The organism is Oceanirhabdus seepicola (assembly GCF_023684385.1).
In the GTDB taxonomy this organism is placed as follows: domain Bacteria; phylum Bacillota; class Clostridia; order Clostridiales; family Clostridiaceae; genus Oceanirhabdus; species Oceanirhabdus seepicola.
On the sequence record NZ_JAGSOJ010000001.1, the window covers coordinates 738811 to 758300 of the forward strand.

The 19490-nt window shown below is 30.6% G+C and carries 16 protein-coding genes and 1 riboswitch; of the genes, 4 read left to right on the forward strand and 12 right to left on the reverse strand.

Annotated features, from left to right (window positions below; all coding sequences use genetic code 11):
- The 3 genes from KDK92_RS03275 (at window position 1) to KDK92_RS03285 (ending at window position 2896) form a co-directional block, all read left to right on the forward strand.
- Window positions 1–1554: an MBOAT family O-acyltransferase gene (locus KDK92_RS03275; RefSeq protein WP_250857619.1), complete on the forward strand. Its 1554-nt coding sequence runs from the start codon at window positions 1–3 to the stop codon at window positions 1552–1554.
- On the forward strand, window positions 1554–2504 hold the full coding sequence (locus KDK92_RS03280) for a hypothetical protein (RefSeq protein ID WP_250857620.1): 951 nt from the start codon (window positions 1554–1556) through the stop codon (window positions 2502–2504). The genes KDK92_RS03275 and KDK92_RS03280 overlap by 1 nt, the downstream gene beginning before the upstream one ends.
- Window positions 2505–2704: 200 nt before the next feature.
- A complete protein-coding gene (locus KDK92_RS03285) occupies window positions 2705–2896 on the forward strand; it encodes a DUF4358 domain-containing protein (protein ID WP_250857621.1) in 192 nt (63 codons plus the stop codon).
- Between the two features lie 91 nt (window positions 2897–2987).
- On the opposite strand, the gene KDK92_RS03290 is transcribed toward KDK92_RS03285, so the two are convergent.
- The 10 genes from KDK92_RS03290 to KDK92_RS03335 form a co-directional block, all read right to left on the reverse strand.
- Window positions 2988–3719, reverse strand: a complete 732-nt coding sequence (locus tag KDK92_RS03290; RefSeq protein ID WP_250857622.1) for a S41 family peptidase — start codon at window positions 3717–3719, stop codon at window positions 2988–2990.
- 615 nt (window positions 3720–4334) lie between these two features.
- Window positions 4335–4940 (reverse strand): hypothetical protein, encoded by a 606-nt coding sequence (locus KDK92_RS03295; RefSeq protein ID WP_250857623.1) that lies wholly within the window; start codon window positions 4938–4940, stop codon window positions 4335–4337.
- A 158-nt stretch (window positions 4941–5098) separates the two neighbouring features.
- Window positions 5099–6397: a TldD/PmbA family protein gene (locus KDK92_RS03300; protein ID WP_250857624.1), complete on the reverse strand. Its 1299-nt coding sequence runs from the start codon at window positions 6395–6397 to the stop codon at window positions 5099–5101.
- 2 nt (window positions 6398–6399) lie between these two features.
- A complete protein-coding gene (locus KDK92_RS03305; RefSeq protein ID WP_250857625.1) occupies window positions 6400–7779 on the reverse strand; it encodes a TldD/PmbA family protein in 1380 nt (459 codons plus the stop codon).
- A 205-nt stretch (window positions 7780–7984) separates the two neighbouring features.
- A complete protein-coding gene (locus tag KDK92_RS03310) occupies window positions 7985–8737 on the reverse strand; it encodes an ABC transporter ATP-binding protein (protein ID WP_250857626.1) in 753 nt (250 codons plus the stop codon).
- On the reverse strand, window positions 8718–9770 hold the full coding sequence (locus tag KDK92_RS03315; protein ID WP_250857627.1) for an ABC transporter substrate-binding protein: 1053 nt from the start codon (window positions 9768–9770) through the stop codon (window positions 8718–8720). Before KDK92_RS03315 ends, KDK92_RS03310 begins: the two co-directional genes overlap by 20 nt.
- A gap of 36 nt (window positions 9771–9806) precedes the next feature.
- A complete protein-coding gene (locus KDK92_RS03320; RefSeq protein ID WP_250857628.1) occupies window positions 9807–10601 on the reverse strand; it encodes an ABC transporter permease in 795 nt (264 codons plus the stop codon).
- The gene (locus tag KDK92_RS03325) at window positions 10573–10863 is read right to left on the reverse strand and encodes an MTH1187 family thiamine-binding protein (protein ID WP_250857629.1); all 291 of its coding nucleotides are present in this window, start codon (window positions 10861–10863) and stop codon (window positions 10573–10575) included. Before KDK92_RS03325 ends, KDK92_RS03320 begins: the two co-directional genes overlap by 29 nt.
- 169 nt (window positions 10864–11032) lie before the next feature.
- A riboswitch (TPP riboswitch) is annotated at window positions 11033–11137 on the reverse strand.
- 151 nt (window positions 11138–11288) lie between these two features.
- Complete coding sequence (locus tag KDK92_RS03330) at window positions 11289–13235, reverse strand: PAS domain-containing sensor histidine kinase (RefSeq protein ID WP_250857630.1); 1947 nt, start codon at window positions 13233–13235, stop codon at window positions 11289–11291.
- 172 nt (window positions 13236–13407) lie between these two features.
- The gene (locus KDK92_RS03335) at window positions 13408–14292 is read right to left on the reverse strand and encodes a hypothetical protein (protein ID WP_250857631.1); all 885 of its coding nucleotides are present in this window, start codon (window positions 14290–14292) and stop codon (window positions 13408–13410) included.
- A gap of 212 nt (window positions 14293–14504) precedes the next feature.
- Here KDK92_RS03335 and KDK92_RS03340 point away from each other — a divergent pair, with 212 nt between their 5' ends.
- Window positions 14505–15755, forward strand: coding sequence for a patatin-like phospholipase family protein (locus KDK92_RS03340; RefSeq protein WP_250857632.1), 1251 nt, complete (start codon window positions 14505–14507; stop codon window positions 15753–15755).
- Between the two features lie 230 nt (window positions 15756–15985).
- Here the strand turns inward: KDK92_RS03340 and KDK92_RS03345 are convergent, their stop codons facing one another.
- Window positions 15986–17620, reverse strand: a complete 1635-nt coding sequence (locus KDK92_RS03345; protein WP_338115231.1) for a vanadium-dependent haloperoxidase — start codon at window positions 17618–17620, stop codon at window positions 15986–15988.
- A 199-nt stretch (window positions 17621–17819) separates the two neighbouring features.
- Window positions 17820–19475 carry an amidase family protein gene (locus KDK92_RS03350; RefSeq protein WP_250857634.1) on the reverse strand — a complete coding sequence of 552 codons (1656 nt, stop codon included), beginning with the start codon at window positions 19473–19475 and terminating at the stop codon, window positions 17820–17822.
- Window positions 19476–19490 lie beyond the last annotated feature (15 nt).

The following is a 19490-nucleotide window of genomic DNA, read 5'->3' on the forward strand; positions in this document are numbered from 1 at the left end:
ATGGCATATTTTATTCTAATATTATTAATAATTTTTACCATTGTAACTACTATAATTTATGCTGTTTGTCCATACAAACAGCGTTATATTATATTACTAGGGTCAAGTCTTGTATTCTACGGGATTTTCTGTGGATTTGGAACAATATTTCTTATAGTGACTATTTTGACATCATATTCTGCAGCGATAATAATAGATAAGATTCCTGAAAAATACAATTTTGAAGGACTTATAAAAAAAGAAAGAAAACAACTGAAGGCAAAAATTAAAAATAAAAAACGAATTATTTTAGCATTATATGTGATTATTAATATAGGGATTCTATTAACTTTAAAGTATTTTAATTTCTTTGCATCATCAAGTACGGGGATACTTGGCTGGTTAGGAATAACTGTTTCAGCTCCAGTAATAAAAATTGCTCTGCCACTTGGAATATCTTATTATACTTTACAGTCAATTAGTTATGTAGTTGATGTTTTAAGAGGTAAGTTTCCAGCTGAGAAAAATATTTTAAAAATAGCTTTATTTATAAGTTTTTTTCCACAAATGCACGAAGGACCCTTTGGAAGATATGATTCTCTCATATCTCAGATGACAAGTGGAGAGCAGATTAAGATTAATAACCTATATAACGGTATCGGGCGTATGTTTTGGGGAATGTTCAAAATATTTATGGTTGCAAACCGTGCTGCTATTATATCCGATGCGGTCTTTAAAAACCATGAATCTTATGGTGGATTCACGGTTATTCTAGGCGTGATTACATATACAATACAATTGTATGGTGAATTCTCTGGATATATAGATGTAGCAACTGGGGTGGCTAAAATATTTGGTATTGGACTGGCTAAGAATTTTGAAATGCCATTCTTGGCATTAAATGTAGGAGATTTTTGGCGTAGATGGCATATCTCTTTAGGAGGTTGGTTTCGTGATTACATTTTCTACCCTATTTCAACTTCCAGAGTATTGATGAACCTAGTAAAGAATCTGCCAACTTTTTTTGCTAACTTATTAACAATAACAATTCCCTTGTTTTTTGTTTGGTTTTTAACTGGACTTTGGCATGGTGCTAGTTCAAAATATATCCTTTACGGACTTTACTATTTTGTACTTATGATTATATTTAATTTGATTTCACCTTTTGTAGATAAAGTATTAATAAAGAATAATATAGATTCTGAAAATAGGCTTATCAAAGGATTTAGAATCACAAAAACGCTTTTACTTGTTGGTATAGGGATGCTTATGTTTCGTGCAGAAAACTTATTTGTTTTTCGTCAGATGATAGGTTCTATTTTTTCAAAAGGTGCAGTGTTTCACCTTCTTAGCGTTATAGACCATAAAGATTTGATGATTTTTGTCCTTTCATTTATAGTAATATTGCTTTCTGCAGTTATGAAGTTAAAAGGGGTTAATATAGAAAACAAATTTGATGCTCTTTCATCTTATAAGAAATACTGGATTTGCTTTTGTATGTTTTGTATTGTAGTTATTTTCGGTGCATACGGGTTAGGCTATGTTCCACCTGATCCTATTTATGGAGGTTTCTAATGAAAAAAGTAAAAATCATCTTAACTGTTTCTTGCTGTTTTTTGGTTACAGCTATTTTGTATGTATATTTATGCCTTATTTTTTCTCCAAAATCAATTCATGATTCTGGTGGTACAACCTATTATAGAGGTATGGGTTTTCTTGCTGAGCCTAGGAATTCAATTGATGTAATGCTATATGGAAATTCGGATATTTATTCTGGATTTGCACCTGCAAAATTGTTTAAGAAGTATGGTTATACATCATACACTTCTGGTACTGCATTGCAGACAATTGGTGATATAAATTGTTTGCTCAAGAAAACACTTAAGACTCAGGCACCAAAAGTAGCTATCCTTGAAGTTGACTGCCTTTATGAAAAAAGAAATAAAGCTATTAATGATTCCAATTTTTTGTTTGCTCCTTTTGTGTTTCATGTAAGATGGAAAGAACTTAGATTAAGTGATTTTTATACAATACCTGATCGAACTAAAAAATATGATATAACTAAAGGTTTTGTTCATTCCAATCAGATTAACAAATATCAGGCTGTCAATTACATGGGTAATGAAAATGCAAACCCTCTACCTATACCTAAGCGAAATCTAAGACAACTTAAAAACTTTATTGAGACATGTAGAATGAATAATATTGAAATAGTTTTTCTAGAACTGCCTAGTGCATCTTCATGGAATTATGCAAAACACAATTTCATTAAGGATTTATCAAAGGGTTTCAATATACCATTTATTGACCTTAATGTTAAAAAAATTAATTTCGATATTGATTTCTCAAGAGATTTCAGAGATAAGGGAGACCATATGAATGTTTTCGGTGCTGAAAAAGCAACAACATATATTGGAGAATATTTAAACGATAAATACAGTTCAATTTTATCTGATAAACGTAGCTATAAAGAGTATGCTTATTGGCAGGATGTTGTAGACCACTATAGAAGGAGCAATAATTGATTTTACATGGACAAGTAAAAATGAATTACGTTATATTTAACAGATAGTTATAGCGTACAGAATCACTTGACATATAATATTGTAATAATGGTTATATCATAGATTATACCAGGAAGGATAGTTTTATATTAAAGTTTTTTTACGATTCTTGTATCACCACAGTTTGTACGAAAGGTACAAACTCCTCTCAATTCCATTTAATGAGGTTTGAAAACTATGTTCCAAAGAACTATGAAATGGTTGAAAATCACCTATTAAAAACAAAAGGAAACTACATTATATTAGCTATATCAGAAGATACTGAGAAAGTAGACGAAATATTTGAGAATACTTTTAAAAAAAAATTATGTTTTGGTTGTTTAAACTCCCTGCTTGAGCAGGGAGTTTTTTAATCTTAGGGTTTCCTAGCAAAGCACTCACATTACACTTTTTAAGTCTATCCACTTTTGTTTTCGACAGGTGCCTGTCACCCTGCTGAGAACTCTAGGGTGTCTTATTTAGTATTCTTTCAAGTACAGGATCTCTGTTTTCCATATAATCTTTAATAGTTACTTCTACATTAATATCTGGATTTAGTGAATCCAGATCATCTTCAATCAGTTTATAATAATTTGATGAATAAGCAACTGTTATGTTAGAATTTTCTAAAGAAAACCTTTTAGTCTCACCATAATGATTGGGTTTGCCACCAGTACCTTCCCCTACTAAAGTGGCATTTGTATTTTTCTTAGCATAAATAGCTCCTTGTAAACCTGAAGAAATTGTGTCTCTACCAATTATAACGAATAATTTATCTGCCTCATTCATTTGCTTCTCTACTACAAAAATCCTATCAATGAAACTTCTCAGATACTGTTCATCGCCTCCAAAATTATTGCGCAAATCTATAACAAATTTTTCTGCTTGATTTTCATTAAGTACATCAAATAATTCTATTCTAAACTCATCTATAGGTTTATCCTCCATCTCATAGCAAACATTATACTTAAAATACAATGTTTTTGAATCATGTAAATATTCGTACCAATAATTTTGATCTGAATTTTTTCTATATAAAGGCATCTCTTTATTATCATTTATTACCCATTCAGTGTTTTCTTCCATAGCTTGCGATTTAATATCAATATTAACTAAATTGCCTTCACAATCTTTAAAAGTGAAAATCGCACTCTCAGTATTTTCAAGTAAATTTAATCCATGTAATATTTCAGGCAAACCTATATATCTGGGTAAGTTACTTTTAACCCATTGCGAATTCTCGTGTGAGATTATTTTGGTAATTTCTTCAATAACATCATCAATATTTTTTCCATTAATACTTACAAGTTGGTTATATAAAATATTTTCATAGTTTTTACTAGTGTTTGTTACGTATATATTTTTTTCGAACCAGTAAAATTTCAGTGGAAATTTCTTTCCAACTCCATATCTAATGCTTGTATGAGCATCACCAACAGAAGCAACAATCTTATAAAAACCAATCTTAATTTGATCATCATTTAAATATGGTATTTCTTTTTTAAAATTTTCTATTTGTTTTTCAAAATTATCTTTGGTAATATTAAAAAATAAGTTCTTATGTTTTTTAGGTAACTCAGTTGCAAAATAATCAATATCCTCAATCCATTGTTCATCTGATAGTTGCCTATTTATACTTTCTTTTACTTCTTGCTGACTTTTATTAACTTCAGATTCTAAATTTGTGCTTTGAGCTTGTTTACTATTCGCTCATGAAAATATAGAACTGGCAATAATAATTGTACTGCATATTAACGCTATGCTTTTGATTTTATTAGTTTTCATTAATTTATATTCCTCCCTTAAAACTTGCTAATATTCCTTATTACTTTTCTTATCCGCTTCTATTGCATCGATAGCTTCCTTACATTTATATTCAAGTTTTCCAAAAGTATCTATTATATACTTACTAGGTTTTTTAGGTAATGCTTTGCTCTCTTCATAAATCGAGAAAGTTACTCCTAAATTAATTTTCGTAATTTCTTCAAAATTAGCTAGATGCTTTTCATCTACAGAACCATAATGGCATTTAAAATATTCTTCAAACTCATTTAAGTAGAAAAATAGCTCCATCAAGTCTATAGAAAAATTAGGATTTACTCTTCTCCATTCACCACTTTCACTACTTATAGACCATAACTCACTCTCAGTTTCTTCAAGTTTTTTCATTACAAATCTACGGTCTTCTTTTTCATTAGAATATATCTTTTGACTTTCAACAAGTTCTTTGTTTAAATCATCCAATATCCTATTGGTACTTTCCGAAATATTTATAACACTATATCTCAAGAAAAAATCATTATTTTTTAATAGTTTTTCCTTTTCTTCTTTCATATTTATATATAAATTTAAGAGTACAATATTAAATATAATAGATATAATTATTACACTCTTCTTTGCTATTTTTGAATTTTTCATATAAATATATCCTCCCAATGTAAAAAGTAACCAACCATCATAGACTCAAGAAGCTCTTCATACGCTGCTTCCATAAAACAAAACAATACATCCCCTCTGAAATCAAAGGAAATGCATTGCTTTTATTTTTAATATACAGTTTCATCTTTACGTACTGATTAAATTTTCCCTGAAATAGTTACTCCTTTAGATTGAATCCATGGCAATATAGAATCACCAAAGTTTACTCTTTCACTAGATATATCAACTATATCATTGAATAAATCATATAAATTCCCTGAAATCATAGTTTCAGTTATAGCATGCTTTATTTCTCCATTTTCAATATAGAAACTATTTTTAGCAACACCTGAAAAATCACCATTACTATTTGGGTATCCCCCTGAGAACCTTCCAACAAGAATTCCCTTCTTAGTATTTTTAACCATTTCTTCAAAAGCTTTATCTCCTGGTTCAACTACAAAAATCTCCCCTGAGTTCTTAGCTCGTTCTTTACCGGTCTTGTTAGCACCGTATAATCCTAAAACAAATGATTTTAAAACCCCTTTTTCTATGATTGAAAAATCTTCTGCTTTGAATCCATCTCTTGTTACAAAATGACCATTTGAAATCTCATCACTAGTAGGATTTGAGCTAAATGTAAGCTTTTCACTTGCAACCTTTTCATTCAAACTATCCTTTAATCTGCTAGTTCCACTTATAAGTGATCCGTCTCCTAAAAATATTGCATTGTAATAATATAAAAAAGCACCTAAACAATCTGGTGTTATTATAATATCACCAACAAATTTTTCTGGAAGTGGTTTTGCATCTAATTCTTGAACAGATTGAGCCATTAAAGTTCTTATTGTTCCAAGCTCTATAAGTTCTTTTCCAATTTCCTTTAAAGACATACCTGTATAATTGAATGAAGATGTTTTCTTTCCATCTTTAGCAGTAAACATTACGCTCAATCCATACTGCCCTTTGTTTGTAACAAAGTCAACTCCATTTGTGTTGCTAAAGTATTGCTTTGATACTGTAAACTCAAATATAGATTCCTCGAATTTTATTTTTGGGAACTCTTTAGCTACTGCTTCACTTAAACCCTTTGATAACTCAAGCATTTTCTCTAATTCTGGTTCACTATTTCCAGCATTAAACTCTTCTGACTGTTGATTTGGAGCTATATCATTTGCTTCATCAGGCTGAGATGAGTTACTTAGATCAATTGCATTGGCAATAGCCTCATCTATCGCTTCTTTATTAGTTTTATTTATTGATATACTTCCAACTTTTTTATCATTGATAACTTTTATATTTAATGAGCTATCCATTGTTGTTCTAAGTAATGATATTTCTCCATGATTTATGTTAAACTCATATTTATCACTAGCAGTATATACACATTCCCCTTTGTCTATCCCCTTATTTGTGATAGCTTGTAGGCAATAATTAGTTATTTCTCTTCCCTTCATAATTATCTACCTCCTATATTTATTTTGCATTTTATTGCTGGTCCACCCATTCCAACTGGAATTGGCTGCTTCTTACCACACATACCTGCTGCTGACCATGACATATCATCTGAAACCATTGTTATTGTCTTTAATACATCAAATGCAACACCTGCTATTGTAGTATCCTTTATAGCTCTTCCAAGTTTACCATTTTTAATTTCATATCCTAAAGTCACTCCAAACATAAACTCACTTGTAGAATCCGCTTGTCCATTGCTTGGTTTAATTAAATAATATCCATCTTCTATAGAAGCAATCATATCCTCAAGCTTACTTTTACCTGGTAGAATAGCTGTATTTCTCATTCTTATTAGAGGTTCATCATTAAATTGATATGCTCTACCATTACCAGTAGCTTCAACTCCAAAATGATTTGCAGAATCTCTATTGTGCATAAATCCTTTTAAGATTCCATTTTCTATTATTGTAACATCCTTTGCTGTTACCCCTTCATCATCAATATAAATCGGAACTGGACATTGTTTACCTAAGGCAGTATTTGCATAGTCAACTAATGTTATAAGTTCACTTGCTACTTTTTCATTTAAGTAATCACCAGCTACAGAACCGCCTAATACTAAATCCGCCTCCGTAGTATGTCCAATAGCTTCATGAGCAAGAATTCCAGCTAGATCTGCATCAAGAATACAATCCTTAAGTCCAGCTTCTGCAAAAACCCCATCACACTTTTTCTTAAGATGATTATATGTCTCCTCAATTTTTGCAAATACCTTCTCAGTACTTTCAAAGTTATCTTCAAATTGACCAAACCCACCAACTATACCTGATACCTCAGTTACTTCTCCATCTTTTTCTATGTTCATTACAATATAAATCAAGCTTCTTGGAGTAAATGTATATGCTGTAGCTCCTTGTGATGTAATAAGATTCTTTTCCATATCTAGAGAGCTTAAACCAACTGTTCTACTGCTCAAATCAGTGTACTTTTTCTGAATATACTCATCAACTTCTTTTAAGAATCCCATCACTTCACTTTGCGTAGCTCTAGTTTTCTTTGTTGAAAGGTCCCTTTTTACCGAATCTTCAAAAACAGAAAAATCTTCTGAATTTTTAGATATTTCACTTCCTAATAATTTTGCATTATTATTAGCTGATTCTATTACTGCTTTTATAGTTTCTTCATCCATATTAGTTGCAGAAGCAAATCCCCAAGAACCATTGCATCGAACTCTTGCACTAACCCCACTTTTTTCATCCTTTGAGTTTCTTACAATATTACCATTTAACATAGCTATACTTTGATTAAAATTTCTTTGAGTTCTTAGTTCTGTATAGTTCGTACATCCCTTTAAATAATCAGATAAATTTCTACTAATCATACTAACCCTCCTATTTTATAACTTTCTAATTGTAAAAAAGTTCATTTTTTACAATAATATTATATTACCATATATTTCTTAATACAATCAATCAATTTAGTATTATTTTCATAAAATTAACAACTTATCCTTCTTATTCTAAAATAATAAAAAAGGAGCTAAAACTCAAAATAATTAATAAATCATTTTGAGGCAGCCCTTCTTTCTATAAAATTTCCAGTATATACTTCTTTAATTCATTAAATTTTTTATCAGTAATAATATCTTTATTTCTTTTCTTTGGAAGCTCAACAATTATTTCTTCCTTTATTACTGCAGGTTTATCTGATAAAATATAAATTCTATCTGAAAGGAAAATTGCTTCTTCAATATCATGAGTAATAAATACTACTGAAGCATTTAAATCATTAATAATATCTAAAAGCCAAAGCTGCATCTTACTTCTAGTAATAGCATCTAAAGCTCCAAAAGGTTCATCAAGAAGCATTATATCTTGTGAAAACATATATGTTCTTAAGAGCGCAGCCCTTTGTTTCATGCCTCCTGATAATTGGAAAGGATATTTATGTTCAAAGCCTTCTAATCCAAATATATGAAAGTATTTATTAACCTCTTCTCTTGCTTTTTTCTTTTTCTCTCCTTTTAAAACCAAAGGCATTGCCACATTATCAATTATCTTTTTCCAAGGAAGTAATAAATCCCTTTGATACATGTAGCTTACTCTACCCGTTTTACCTGTGAAATCTTTACCATCAATATTAATAGTTCCACAGTCAGGTTTTAAAAGACCAGATACTATATTGAAAATTGTACTTTTCCCACTTCCACTGGGACCTAATATACTTACAAATTCCTTTTCTTTAACACTGAGCGATACATTTTCAAGCACCTCTGTATCGCCAAAGTTTTTCTTAATGTTTTCTACTTTTAACTTTTCATTATTTAGGAAGGTGTTCATTAGTAAATGCCTCTTTACCCTCCATATTTTTCTCAATTAATCCCTTTTCATAAAGAAACTCAGTATAATTGTTCCATACTTCTTCTTTCATTTCGCCCCAATGTTCTGCATCAGCTTTATACTGTTTTGCTAAGTATTCTTGACTTTTCAGAACAAGTTCTTCATTATTCTCTGGAGCATGCTTTAAGAATATTTTTGCACTATCTTCTGGATTTTCAATACAATATTCATATCCTTTTGTTGTAGCCTTTAAAAATTTATCTGCAAGTTCCGGTTCATCAGCTAACAATTTTTCACTAGCTATTAATACAGGTGTATAATAATCTAATCTCTTATCAGTTTTTCCTAAGTCTATATAATTAAGTTCAACGCCTCTTAATTCTGCTTCAATTCCAGTCCATCCATAAAAAATCCATTGAAAATCCATATTGTTTTTAGTTGCAGCAAAGAAGTCTTCTGCTCCAACATCTATAATATCAAGCTTTGAAAAATCTGCTCCTTCGTTTTCCATAAGTGCTTTAAGTATAGCCGGCTCAGTTGGTGAACCCCATCCTCCATATACTTTACCTTCAAAATCTTTAGGAGTCTTTATATTTTTTTCAACTGGTGATGCAAATCCTGATGTGTTATGCTGGATAATAGCTGCTATAGCCTTAATAGGCAAAGGATTTTCTGCAGTTCTTGCATAAGTAATATCCTCTTGATAGCTTACACCAAATTCTCCCTTACCTGCTGCGATAAGGCTTGATGTTCCACCTTCAGCTGGTTGAATAATTTCTACATCCAAACCTTCCTCTTCAAAATACCCATTCTCTTTAGCAACATATAACCCTGTGTGATTTGTATTAGGAAGCCAATCTAAAATAACAGTAACTTTTCTTAATTCTTTACTCTCTTTTTCATTCGTTTCCTTGCTCTCATTTTTTACATTATCTTTACTATTATTATTTACATCCTTTTTATCAGTACAGCCCATAAAAAATACCGCAGTAAATATAAATACTGTTAAAAATGATATTAGTTTTTTATTCATTTTTTTATCTCCTTCATATATCTAGTGTAGAGTGTACTACACAGATTTCTTTTTTCCATTATGTACAATATCGGTGTTTCTTTCCCATGGCATCAGTAAATATTGAATCATAAATAATAACCCAAACAAAGCCATGCTTAAAACTACAATAATTAAAATTACAACAAAGACCTTATCTAATGCATATGCCTTTTTTACTCTAAGCATATAAATTCCAAGACCTTCTGAACCTCCAAGCCATTCCCCTATTACTGCACCCATAATACTATATGTGGCTGCAATCCTAAGTCCTGAAAAGAAATTAACCAAAGATGCTGGAAATTTTACAGCTCTAAATATCTGTAATTTGTTAGCACCCATTGACTTCAATAAATTTACCATATCCTTATCTACTGAATCTAGTCCATCCATTAAGCTTATAACTATAGGGAAAAAACAAACTAATACTACAACTATAACTTTTGGTAAAGTTCCATATCCAAACCACATTGCAAACAATGGAGCTAGTGCAATAATAGGAATAGTTTGAGATACTACCAATATTGGATAAATAGCTTTTCTTATTACTTTGATACTATCCATAAGGATTGCCAATATTAAAGCTAGTACAATTGCAATAGAAAATCCAATCATAGCTTCTCTTAAAGTAATATAAATATGTTGCTTTATTGTTGGAAGTATTTCAAATAAAGTTGTAAGTATATCTTTTGGTGATGGAAGCATATATCTTTCTACAATATTTCCATCCACCACAATCTGCCATATAATCAGTAGAGAAATTTGAAATACTATAGGTATTAATTTATTTTTTATATTTATATGTTTTTTCATTTATTGTAACACCTTCAGGTTTATAATCAATTTTTACAATTGAAACTACTCTTTCTGCTCCTTCTTTAACACAAATATTTTGAACAGCTTTTACAATTTCCATCAGTTCGTCTAAGTCACCTTCCATTGTTGTTTCCATTGGACCAACCTCATATTTAACCCCAGTAGATTGTATGTATTCAATAACCTTATCTACTACAGGATAAATTCTTGCATCCTCTACTACTGGTAAAACTTGAAGACTTACATTGATATTAGCCATATTTCTTCCTCCTTAATTATTTTTACTCAAATCTTTATCAATATGCAAAATATATAAGATAGGATAGAATACTATCCCATAAATAAAGCCCATTATCCTAAAAGAATAATGGGCTTATAACCAATAAATTGCGATATGTATTATAATAAACTTAAAATATACTATATTATATACGTCAACTTACACTTCCTCCGCTAGCATTACCTAGTTCAGGTTATAAGGGTCGGATTATAAATATCCCTCTCAGCCGATAACAGCTCCCCAAAGTTTACTATCAATTTTGAATTCCATATATAACTTATATAACTTAATAAAGAAACTCATAATTGATTTATTAAATTGTCCATCTATAATATACCTAATAAAATCTTAAATGTCAATTTTGAAGAATATTTATAGTATACCTTCATAACACATCTATTTATCTATGAATAGATGTCTGAGAATTCAATATTTATCATTTCAATGAGTGCTTCTGGTAAATCTATTCTAGCCCATTCTCGCTCATCATTTTCTTCAATAATCCTAACTGGTAAATTAATAATAAACTCACTTCCTACTCCATATTCACTCTTTAAAGTAATACTTCCTCCTTGCATTTCAACAAGCGCCTTAACCATGGAAAGACCTATACCACTTCCTTCACGATTTCTATTTAACGACTTGTCTACCTGCGCGAATCTTTCAAAAATCATATTCATTTTACTCTCAGGTATGCCTATACCAGTATCCTTCACTGAAATGCTTATATTATCTCCTTTATCATAAATATTTACTATTATATTGTCCCCTGGTTTTGTAAACTTTACTGCATTCGAAAGTAGATTCAGTATAATTCTTTCAATTTTGTTAGTGTCACAGCTCATTATTTTTTCTTCAACCTCAGTGTCAAAAGTCAGAATCACCCCTTTATCTTCTATATATTGAGCCACTGACAAGGTTATTTCTTCAACTATATGAACAATATTATGATTCCCCATTGATATATCATAATATCCTGCATCAATTTTTGTAATGTCAATTAGATTATTAACTAGCCTTATTAATCTAAAACAATTTTGTCTCATTATATTTATACGTTTTTCTAACTTTATATCAGCATCAATATTTGGCATTTTACTTCTATACACATCAAGTATTTGCACTGTTCCAAGAATGATATTTAAAGGTGTCCTCAATTCATGGGATATATTTGCAAAAAACTCAGTTTTGATTTTATCGTATTTCTTAACCTCATCTAGCATCTTCTTATTTATTTCAACTTTCTTCTGTAACTCTTCTGCTTTCTTTCTTTCTGTAATATCTCTGACTGCTACAAGAGTTGCATTTTCACCTTTATATATAATACAAGTGGTTTTAACCTCTACATCTATTTCTCTTCCATCAACCCCTATAAGTTTTTCTTCCATTAGTGGTGCAGTATCTCCAACACTCTTCACATCTTGAATTCTCTTATTAACCATTTCATGATAATCTTTTTTTATAAAAGCCATTACTGATTTCCCTAAAATTTCTTCTTTACTCTTCACCCCGAAAAGGTCTAATACACCATCATTACCAAATATTATCTTACCATTCTTATGTACACAAATTGCATCTGGAAAAAAATTCACAAGCTGACGATAACTCTCTTCACTTTCTTTAAGCTTTTTTTCATTTTTCTTACACTTAGTAATATCTCTTACAGTTGCACTCACAACCTTTTCTCCATTTAAATAAAAGACGTGTGCATTTACTTCCATGTTTAAAGCAATACCACCCTTAGTTATAAAAGGGAACTCCAAAGTTACGTTACTATTATCTTTATCTTTTTTTAATATACAAAGTTCTTTATCATAAAATTCTCTAGGTACAATATCATATGGTGTCATAGAACTAAACTCTTTCTTAGTATATCCAAACTTTTTACAGGCAGCATCGTTCACCTCTATAAAATGATCTAACTTACCGTCTTCGGTTAAACCATGTAAAAAAATCGCATCATTGGCGTTATTGAATAGTTCTTTAAATTTGTTTTCACTCTCAATTAACGCCTGTGATTTTTGCCTGATGTTACGTTTCAAAAGACTAATTATTAACACTACACCGAACAGTATAATGGCTTCCTCTAAAATATTAAAAAAGCTTCTATAGTGATAGTATATTTTATTGTTTGAAATAGTAAATGAATAAAAAAGATAGCCTACAGCAATAATTGAACTAATTATCCCTGAAGATAAATCACCTATAAAAATTGAAATTATTATAATAATAGAAAAAACACCTATACTATCTGGAATTTGAAATCCTGTTCCTTGAGTCATTAAAATTACTAAAATATAAATAAACATAAAAAAAGGTCCTGCAATTACTTTCCCTTTGATTTTCATCATTAATTATTCTTCCTTTCAGAATATTTATAAGGTTAAAATTACCTTTAATTACAAAAACATATAATTTAGTATATTCTGCAACAATATGAGATTTCCTTCAAGGAAACATCGCAATATTAGACATTATTTAAATATACAAAATATAGTTACGAACCAAGCACCAATACATACATTACACTGGAAAACTAAAAACCCCCTCTTTCCAACTCTCAATATTCTCCTTAACTTCTTCCAATAATTTTTCTCCACCTATTGCTATTGTTCCTTCATGTGATTTATAAATTATCCAATCCATTTTTTCAGAACACCAAAAACCTTCTGAACAGCAGCAATAATGATGATTAAATATTGTAAAAACTGAAGTATCCATTACACAGCTTACTCCACAACCAATTCTAATCTCATAAATTCTTTCTTCTCCTATTTTCTTTAGAGCCTCTTTAACTTTATTAAATCTAATTTCATCATAAAAAAAGTCTTGGTTAAAAACGATAATATCCTCTCTACCTGAACCTGTAAAAGGATCACAGAAATGTCCTATTTCCCATTTCACATCTATTCTTTCTTCAATATTATCAATTTCCTCTAACTTCAAAGTTCTTCTGTGAAACATAGGTTCTACGGAATTTAATTGATTTTCTACTACAGTTTCTATGTAGTTGATTAGTTGATTCTTGAGAATCTTGATTATTCCTTTCTCTTCTTCTCTGGTATAATTTCGATTAAACTTAAAATATTTTGATTTAATTTCATTACTCTCTATTGTCTTAATTATTTTTGTATTCAATTCTTCCACTGATTTATAATCCTCTGGTATAATTTCTTCTATACCTATTAAAATATAATTTATTGTATCTTCTAAACATCTAGCTTTTATAGTTTCAGACACTAACTTTACTAATTTAGGATCTTTACTTTCTATAAATTCTTTTTCTCCAATTTCTTTTATAATTTCAGAATTAATTTTATAACATTCATTTAACTTGTCTTTTAAATCCTCAATTTCCTCAATACAATATTTTCTTACTAATGTGTGCATTGCTGCTACTTTTTCCATATATAATCTCCTTTATTCTTATCAATAATTGATCAAAATGGTTATGTACATTATTTTACTATTTAGTGCTAATATTGTATAGACGTATTTGTATGAACCCATTCATACCTTTAATTGATTAATATAAAAAAATAGTTTAGTATTAACTTATATTTTAAATAGGGTTTTTCAATGATTTATTGTTAAAAATATAAATATGAGGTGTGTAACAAATGACAAATCAAGCGTATGGGTTAGTTTTAGCAGGTGGCGGTGCAAAGGGCAGCTATCAATTAGGAGTTTGGAAATCATTAAGAGAATTAGGTATTGAAATAGAAGCTGTTACAGGCACTTCAATTGGTGCTTTAAATGGTTCCATGATCGCTTTGGATGCTTTTGATGAAGCTTATGATTTATGGTATAATCTAAAACCCTCTACTGCTATCAAAGGAAATGAAATGGTTCTTGAAAAATTAGTAAATAATGATATCGATATGAAGTCATTTAATCCAATTTTAAAGTATATGAGAAATGTTTTAGAAGAAGGTGGTTTAAATATTGATCCCCTTAGAGAAGTATTAAAGGTTAAAATTGATGAAAATAAATTAAGAGCCTCTAAAATCGACTTTGGAATAGTAACAGTATCTCTTACAGATCGGAAACCGGTAGAAGTTTTCATAGATAAAATACCCCAAGGAAGATTACATGACTATCTTATTGCATCTTCAAATTTACCTGTGTTTAAATCTGAAGAAATTGACGGTAAAAAATATCTTGATGGATGCTTTCACGATAATCTTCCAATTAAATTGATGGCATCAAAGGGCTATAAGAAAATAATAGCTGTTGATCTTGGAGCATTTGGTGTTAAAAGAAGTGTAAAAAAAGACGACTTAGATATAACATATATAACTCCATCTGAACCCCTAGGGAATTCATTAGAGTTTAAAAAAGAAACAGCCAGAAGGAATATAGACATGGGTTATTATGATACCTTAAAAATATTTAAAAACCTCCATGGTAAAAAATATTATCTTAATAACTTGCCTGAAGAAGATTATATAATGAATAGATTATTATCTTTTCCTGAAAGTCTAGTAATCAATTTAGGAAAACTCTTTGGTATTGAGGGGATATCCTATAGAAGAATGCTATTTGAAAATATTCTTCCTAAAGTGGGCGGACTGCTTGGGTCTTCTGATAGTGATGACTATTCAACAATAATTTTGAATTTATATGAATTTGTTGCAGAAAAACTTAAAATAGATAGATATACAATCTATAATTACGATGATTTCGTAGAATTGGTTACTTTAAAACTTAGTGAATATTCACCAAAAAATATTGAACTAAAAATAATTCCGAAAATCCTAAAGCAAAGTAATTTATATAAATGGTCTTTAAAGGATGAATTATTAACTCTAGTTCTAATGAAGATTGTTTTAGCTGAAAGTGATTCTGTTAAAGAAGTGATTGGACACTAGAATAAGGTATAACTAAAAGTAGGCTATATGCCTACTGAGTTTTTTTACAAAGTTACAATATATTGTTTTGACTCTGTTTTCTGTCTTAAGAATTTCAGGCGTTGAAAAAGCCCAAGGTCAAGGAACAAGATGAGCGAGCAGCGCAGCAGCACAGCGAGTCTTAGTGACGATGAGATTGGGCTTTTTCAACAGCCTGAGTAGGCTATATGCCTACTTTCATCATACCTCTTTTAAATTATTATTGTAGTTCCGTCAAACTTTGTAAGACAGAAACCCTTAAAGTTCTCGTTATAGGTTTTCATAAAGTCATGAATAATTCCAATTGCAACAGCTTCTCCTATTTTTAGTCCTTCTATTCCATCTGAACGCCAGTGAACACCTGCAGTATCTCGACCAAGAGAAAGATTAGAAGCAAGCTTATTTAGTTCACCAAGAACGGTGAGGGGCGTACCTGTATAAGGAAGTACAGATAACCCATCAGCACTAGCTACAAGTGGGTGCGGTATAATATAATCTTCATTAAAAAATGCTTTCATCATAGTAACACCTGCTCCAGCAATAGCAGCGTGCCCTGCTGGATAGGAAGGATGAGTAGGACTTCCTTCTGGATAAGCCATTGGCAACAAGTACGTTCCATATCTCTCGAAAACTTTAGAAACAGCCATACAATTTAATATTTCTGAGTTAATAGGATAACTAGTAGCCCCTGTTAAGTTATTCTGAACACATCCTCCAAATGCCTCTGGTCGTAATCGACGGTGAACTAAGAATTTTTGGAACCAAGCAGATTCTAGTGCTATCCTCGCTGATTTTCCAATCAAATCTAAAACATATGCTGACCCAAAGGTAACAAAGCCATTTTGTGTTTTAGAACATATATAAGGATTTTCTGAACACATTGCTTTCTTACCAAACCCTAATAAAATCAGGCAAGCATTTAGCATGCTTTGATAAGTGAAATCTCCATGAACCCATTCAGATAAATCTCTACCATCACGAATATATCGCGGTTGAGGGTCGTATTCAGGTAATTCACTTGGAACACCTCCATTTTGAATATTTAACCATTCATCATATGAAGTCATATAGTCTTTTCCAGGTAATGCAGTACGGTAATGTTGTACAAGAGTTTTTGATCCATATGGAACATCCAAGCACAAAAATTGTGAAATATAAGGGCCTATCAAATCTCCCTCTAGATTACCACGAAATATTGTTCCTGGAGTAACTTCTCCATCCTCTTTTGGTCCACGATAATCTGAAAACTGGGACATATCACTAGCTGCTTCACTAATAAGAGTATTAGTATCATAGTCAGCAAAAGGTATATCACGAGTTAATGCTCTCCAGTAATCTTCACCCATCTCACTAGCCTCCCATGCACTACTAAAGGTAGGTGCTACAGGCATAGTTAAATGATGAGAATTTGGTCCTTCCAAATCAAATGCATAAGCTCCCTGAGGATTAGCAAATTTTCTAACCCCACCTAACGGGATATCTTCAAACATTTCAGGATTTCCTGTTGTTAAAGCTCTAATCCATATACTATAGCCCCCCTTATTAACCTCACCTAGTTCATTGTGGGGCATTACCTTAGAAAAATTCCCAATTTTATTTGGATATAAGTCTTCATCTCCATTACAAGGGTGATCTGGTAATGGAAGGTTTTTTTGAAAACTAGCTGCATCTACACGGATTTTATATGCTTTTTGATTAGTTTGCCGTGGTGTTAATGGTCCAATTTCGTAAGATTTAATTGGTTTATAATTTCCATTTATTTCTTCATTATCATTTTCATAAATAATTAATTTTTTCTCATCTTTTAAATTGTTCAACTCTTTTTTCCTCCTAGTGAAATCTATCATAATATAATATATGCACGTGGCTTAGCTTCTGCCCCCATCCACTCTTAGGATTGAGGCAGACCTTCATCCGTTTTTCTCAAAAAGTAAATAAGGAAGCAGATATTATTTTATCTACCTCCTCAAACTGGTGAATTATTCATATCATATTGAGATAAAATAACCATCATGATTTATCATGATGGTTATTTTATACTGAGTTCTATTCAATAATCATTTTCGGATCTTTCCTATTTTTTGTTCCTTGCTCATATGAATAAGCTGCTTTTATTAATTTACCCTCTTCAAACTTTGATGCCACTAAAGTGATTCCTATAGGTTCTCCACCTTCTCTATATCCAGTTGGAATTGTAATCGCCGGATACCCTGCTGGTGCATAAACACCTGAAAAATAATTACTTAATGTTAATAAAACTTCAACATCATTATCTTTCAACACCTTGTCTATAGCATCACCAGCTACTTTTCTATTATTTTCAATATCTTTCTTTATTTCTTCCTCTGTAAATTTATTTTCTTGTGCCATTTCTATTAAAGCTTGATTGTATGGAGCTCTATTTTCCATATCTTCTTTATTAAATTTTATTATATCTTCTATATTTTTAATATCCTTTGAACCTATATTCTTTAAATACTGATTTACATCATTCTTATAACCGTGTACAAGTACATTCATATAATTAACTCCAAAAGCTTCCTCTCCTGCTTTTACTTCTATAACCTCAGCTCCTAGATTCTTTAAATCTTCAACAGCTTTATCTAAGATTTCCTTATCGCCTTTTCTATAATTTGAAACTACCATGTCATCTACTAATAAACCTATTTTCATTCCCTTTAATCCATCTTTATCTAAGAATTTAGTATAATCAACACCCTCAAACTCTTTAGCATTTTCTGTTTCAATATCATTACTATCAAATCCAACTAATTCATTAAATAAAATAACGGCATCTTTAACGTTTTTCCCTATTGTTCCCGCTGTATCTTGAGCTTCTGCTATAGGTATTATTCTATCTCTACTTAATAGTCCTAAAGATGGCTTTATTCCAACAACTGAGTTTTGGCTTGATGGATATATCATTGAACCAGCTGTTTCTGAACCTATAGAAATTGGCGCTAAACCAGCTGCTACTGATGCTGCTGAACCTGAGCTTGAACCACCTACATCAAAACTTCCATATGGATTATGTGTTTGTCCACCTAATGCAGAATATCCATTTGATGAATTACTAGACATAAAATTAGCCCATTCACTCATATTCGCTTTTCCTAAAATAATACCATTTGCTTTTCTTATTTTCCCAACAATAAAAGCATCTCTATCACATTTAGAATTTTCTAAAGCTGCTGCGCCTGCAGTATTATGCATTTTATCTCCTGTACCAATATTATCTTTTAATAATACTGGTATACCAAAAAGATTTCCATCAATTTTTCCATTATCTAATTGCTTATCTAACTGTTTAGCTATTTCTATAGCATCAGGATTTAATTCTATTACAGTATTTAATTTATTCTCATCATACATTTCTATTCTTATAAGATAAAAAGCTGTAACTTCCTCTACTGAATAAGTTTTGTTTTTAAAGCCTTCTTGAATCTTTGTAACATCACTATGTAATATTAACTCCTCTAATTCTTTAAATCTTTCCTCACTGATTTTTTCCATACTTTCTTTAAATGGTGAAAAATCTAAAGTCTTTTTACAAGAAGTTTTAACCTCATTTGTATACTGTTTTTTAACTTGAGCTTTGATTTGTCCATCTGGCATAAATCCTTTAATCTTATAATATAGAAATCCACCTGCACCCACTGCTAATATTAATCCACCGATTAATATTTTTTTTAATATCTTCATATTATTTATCCTCCT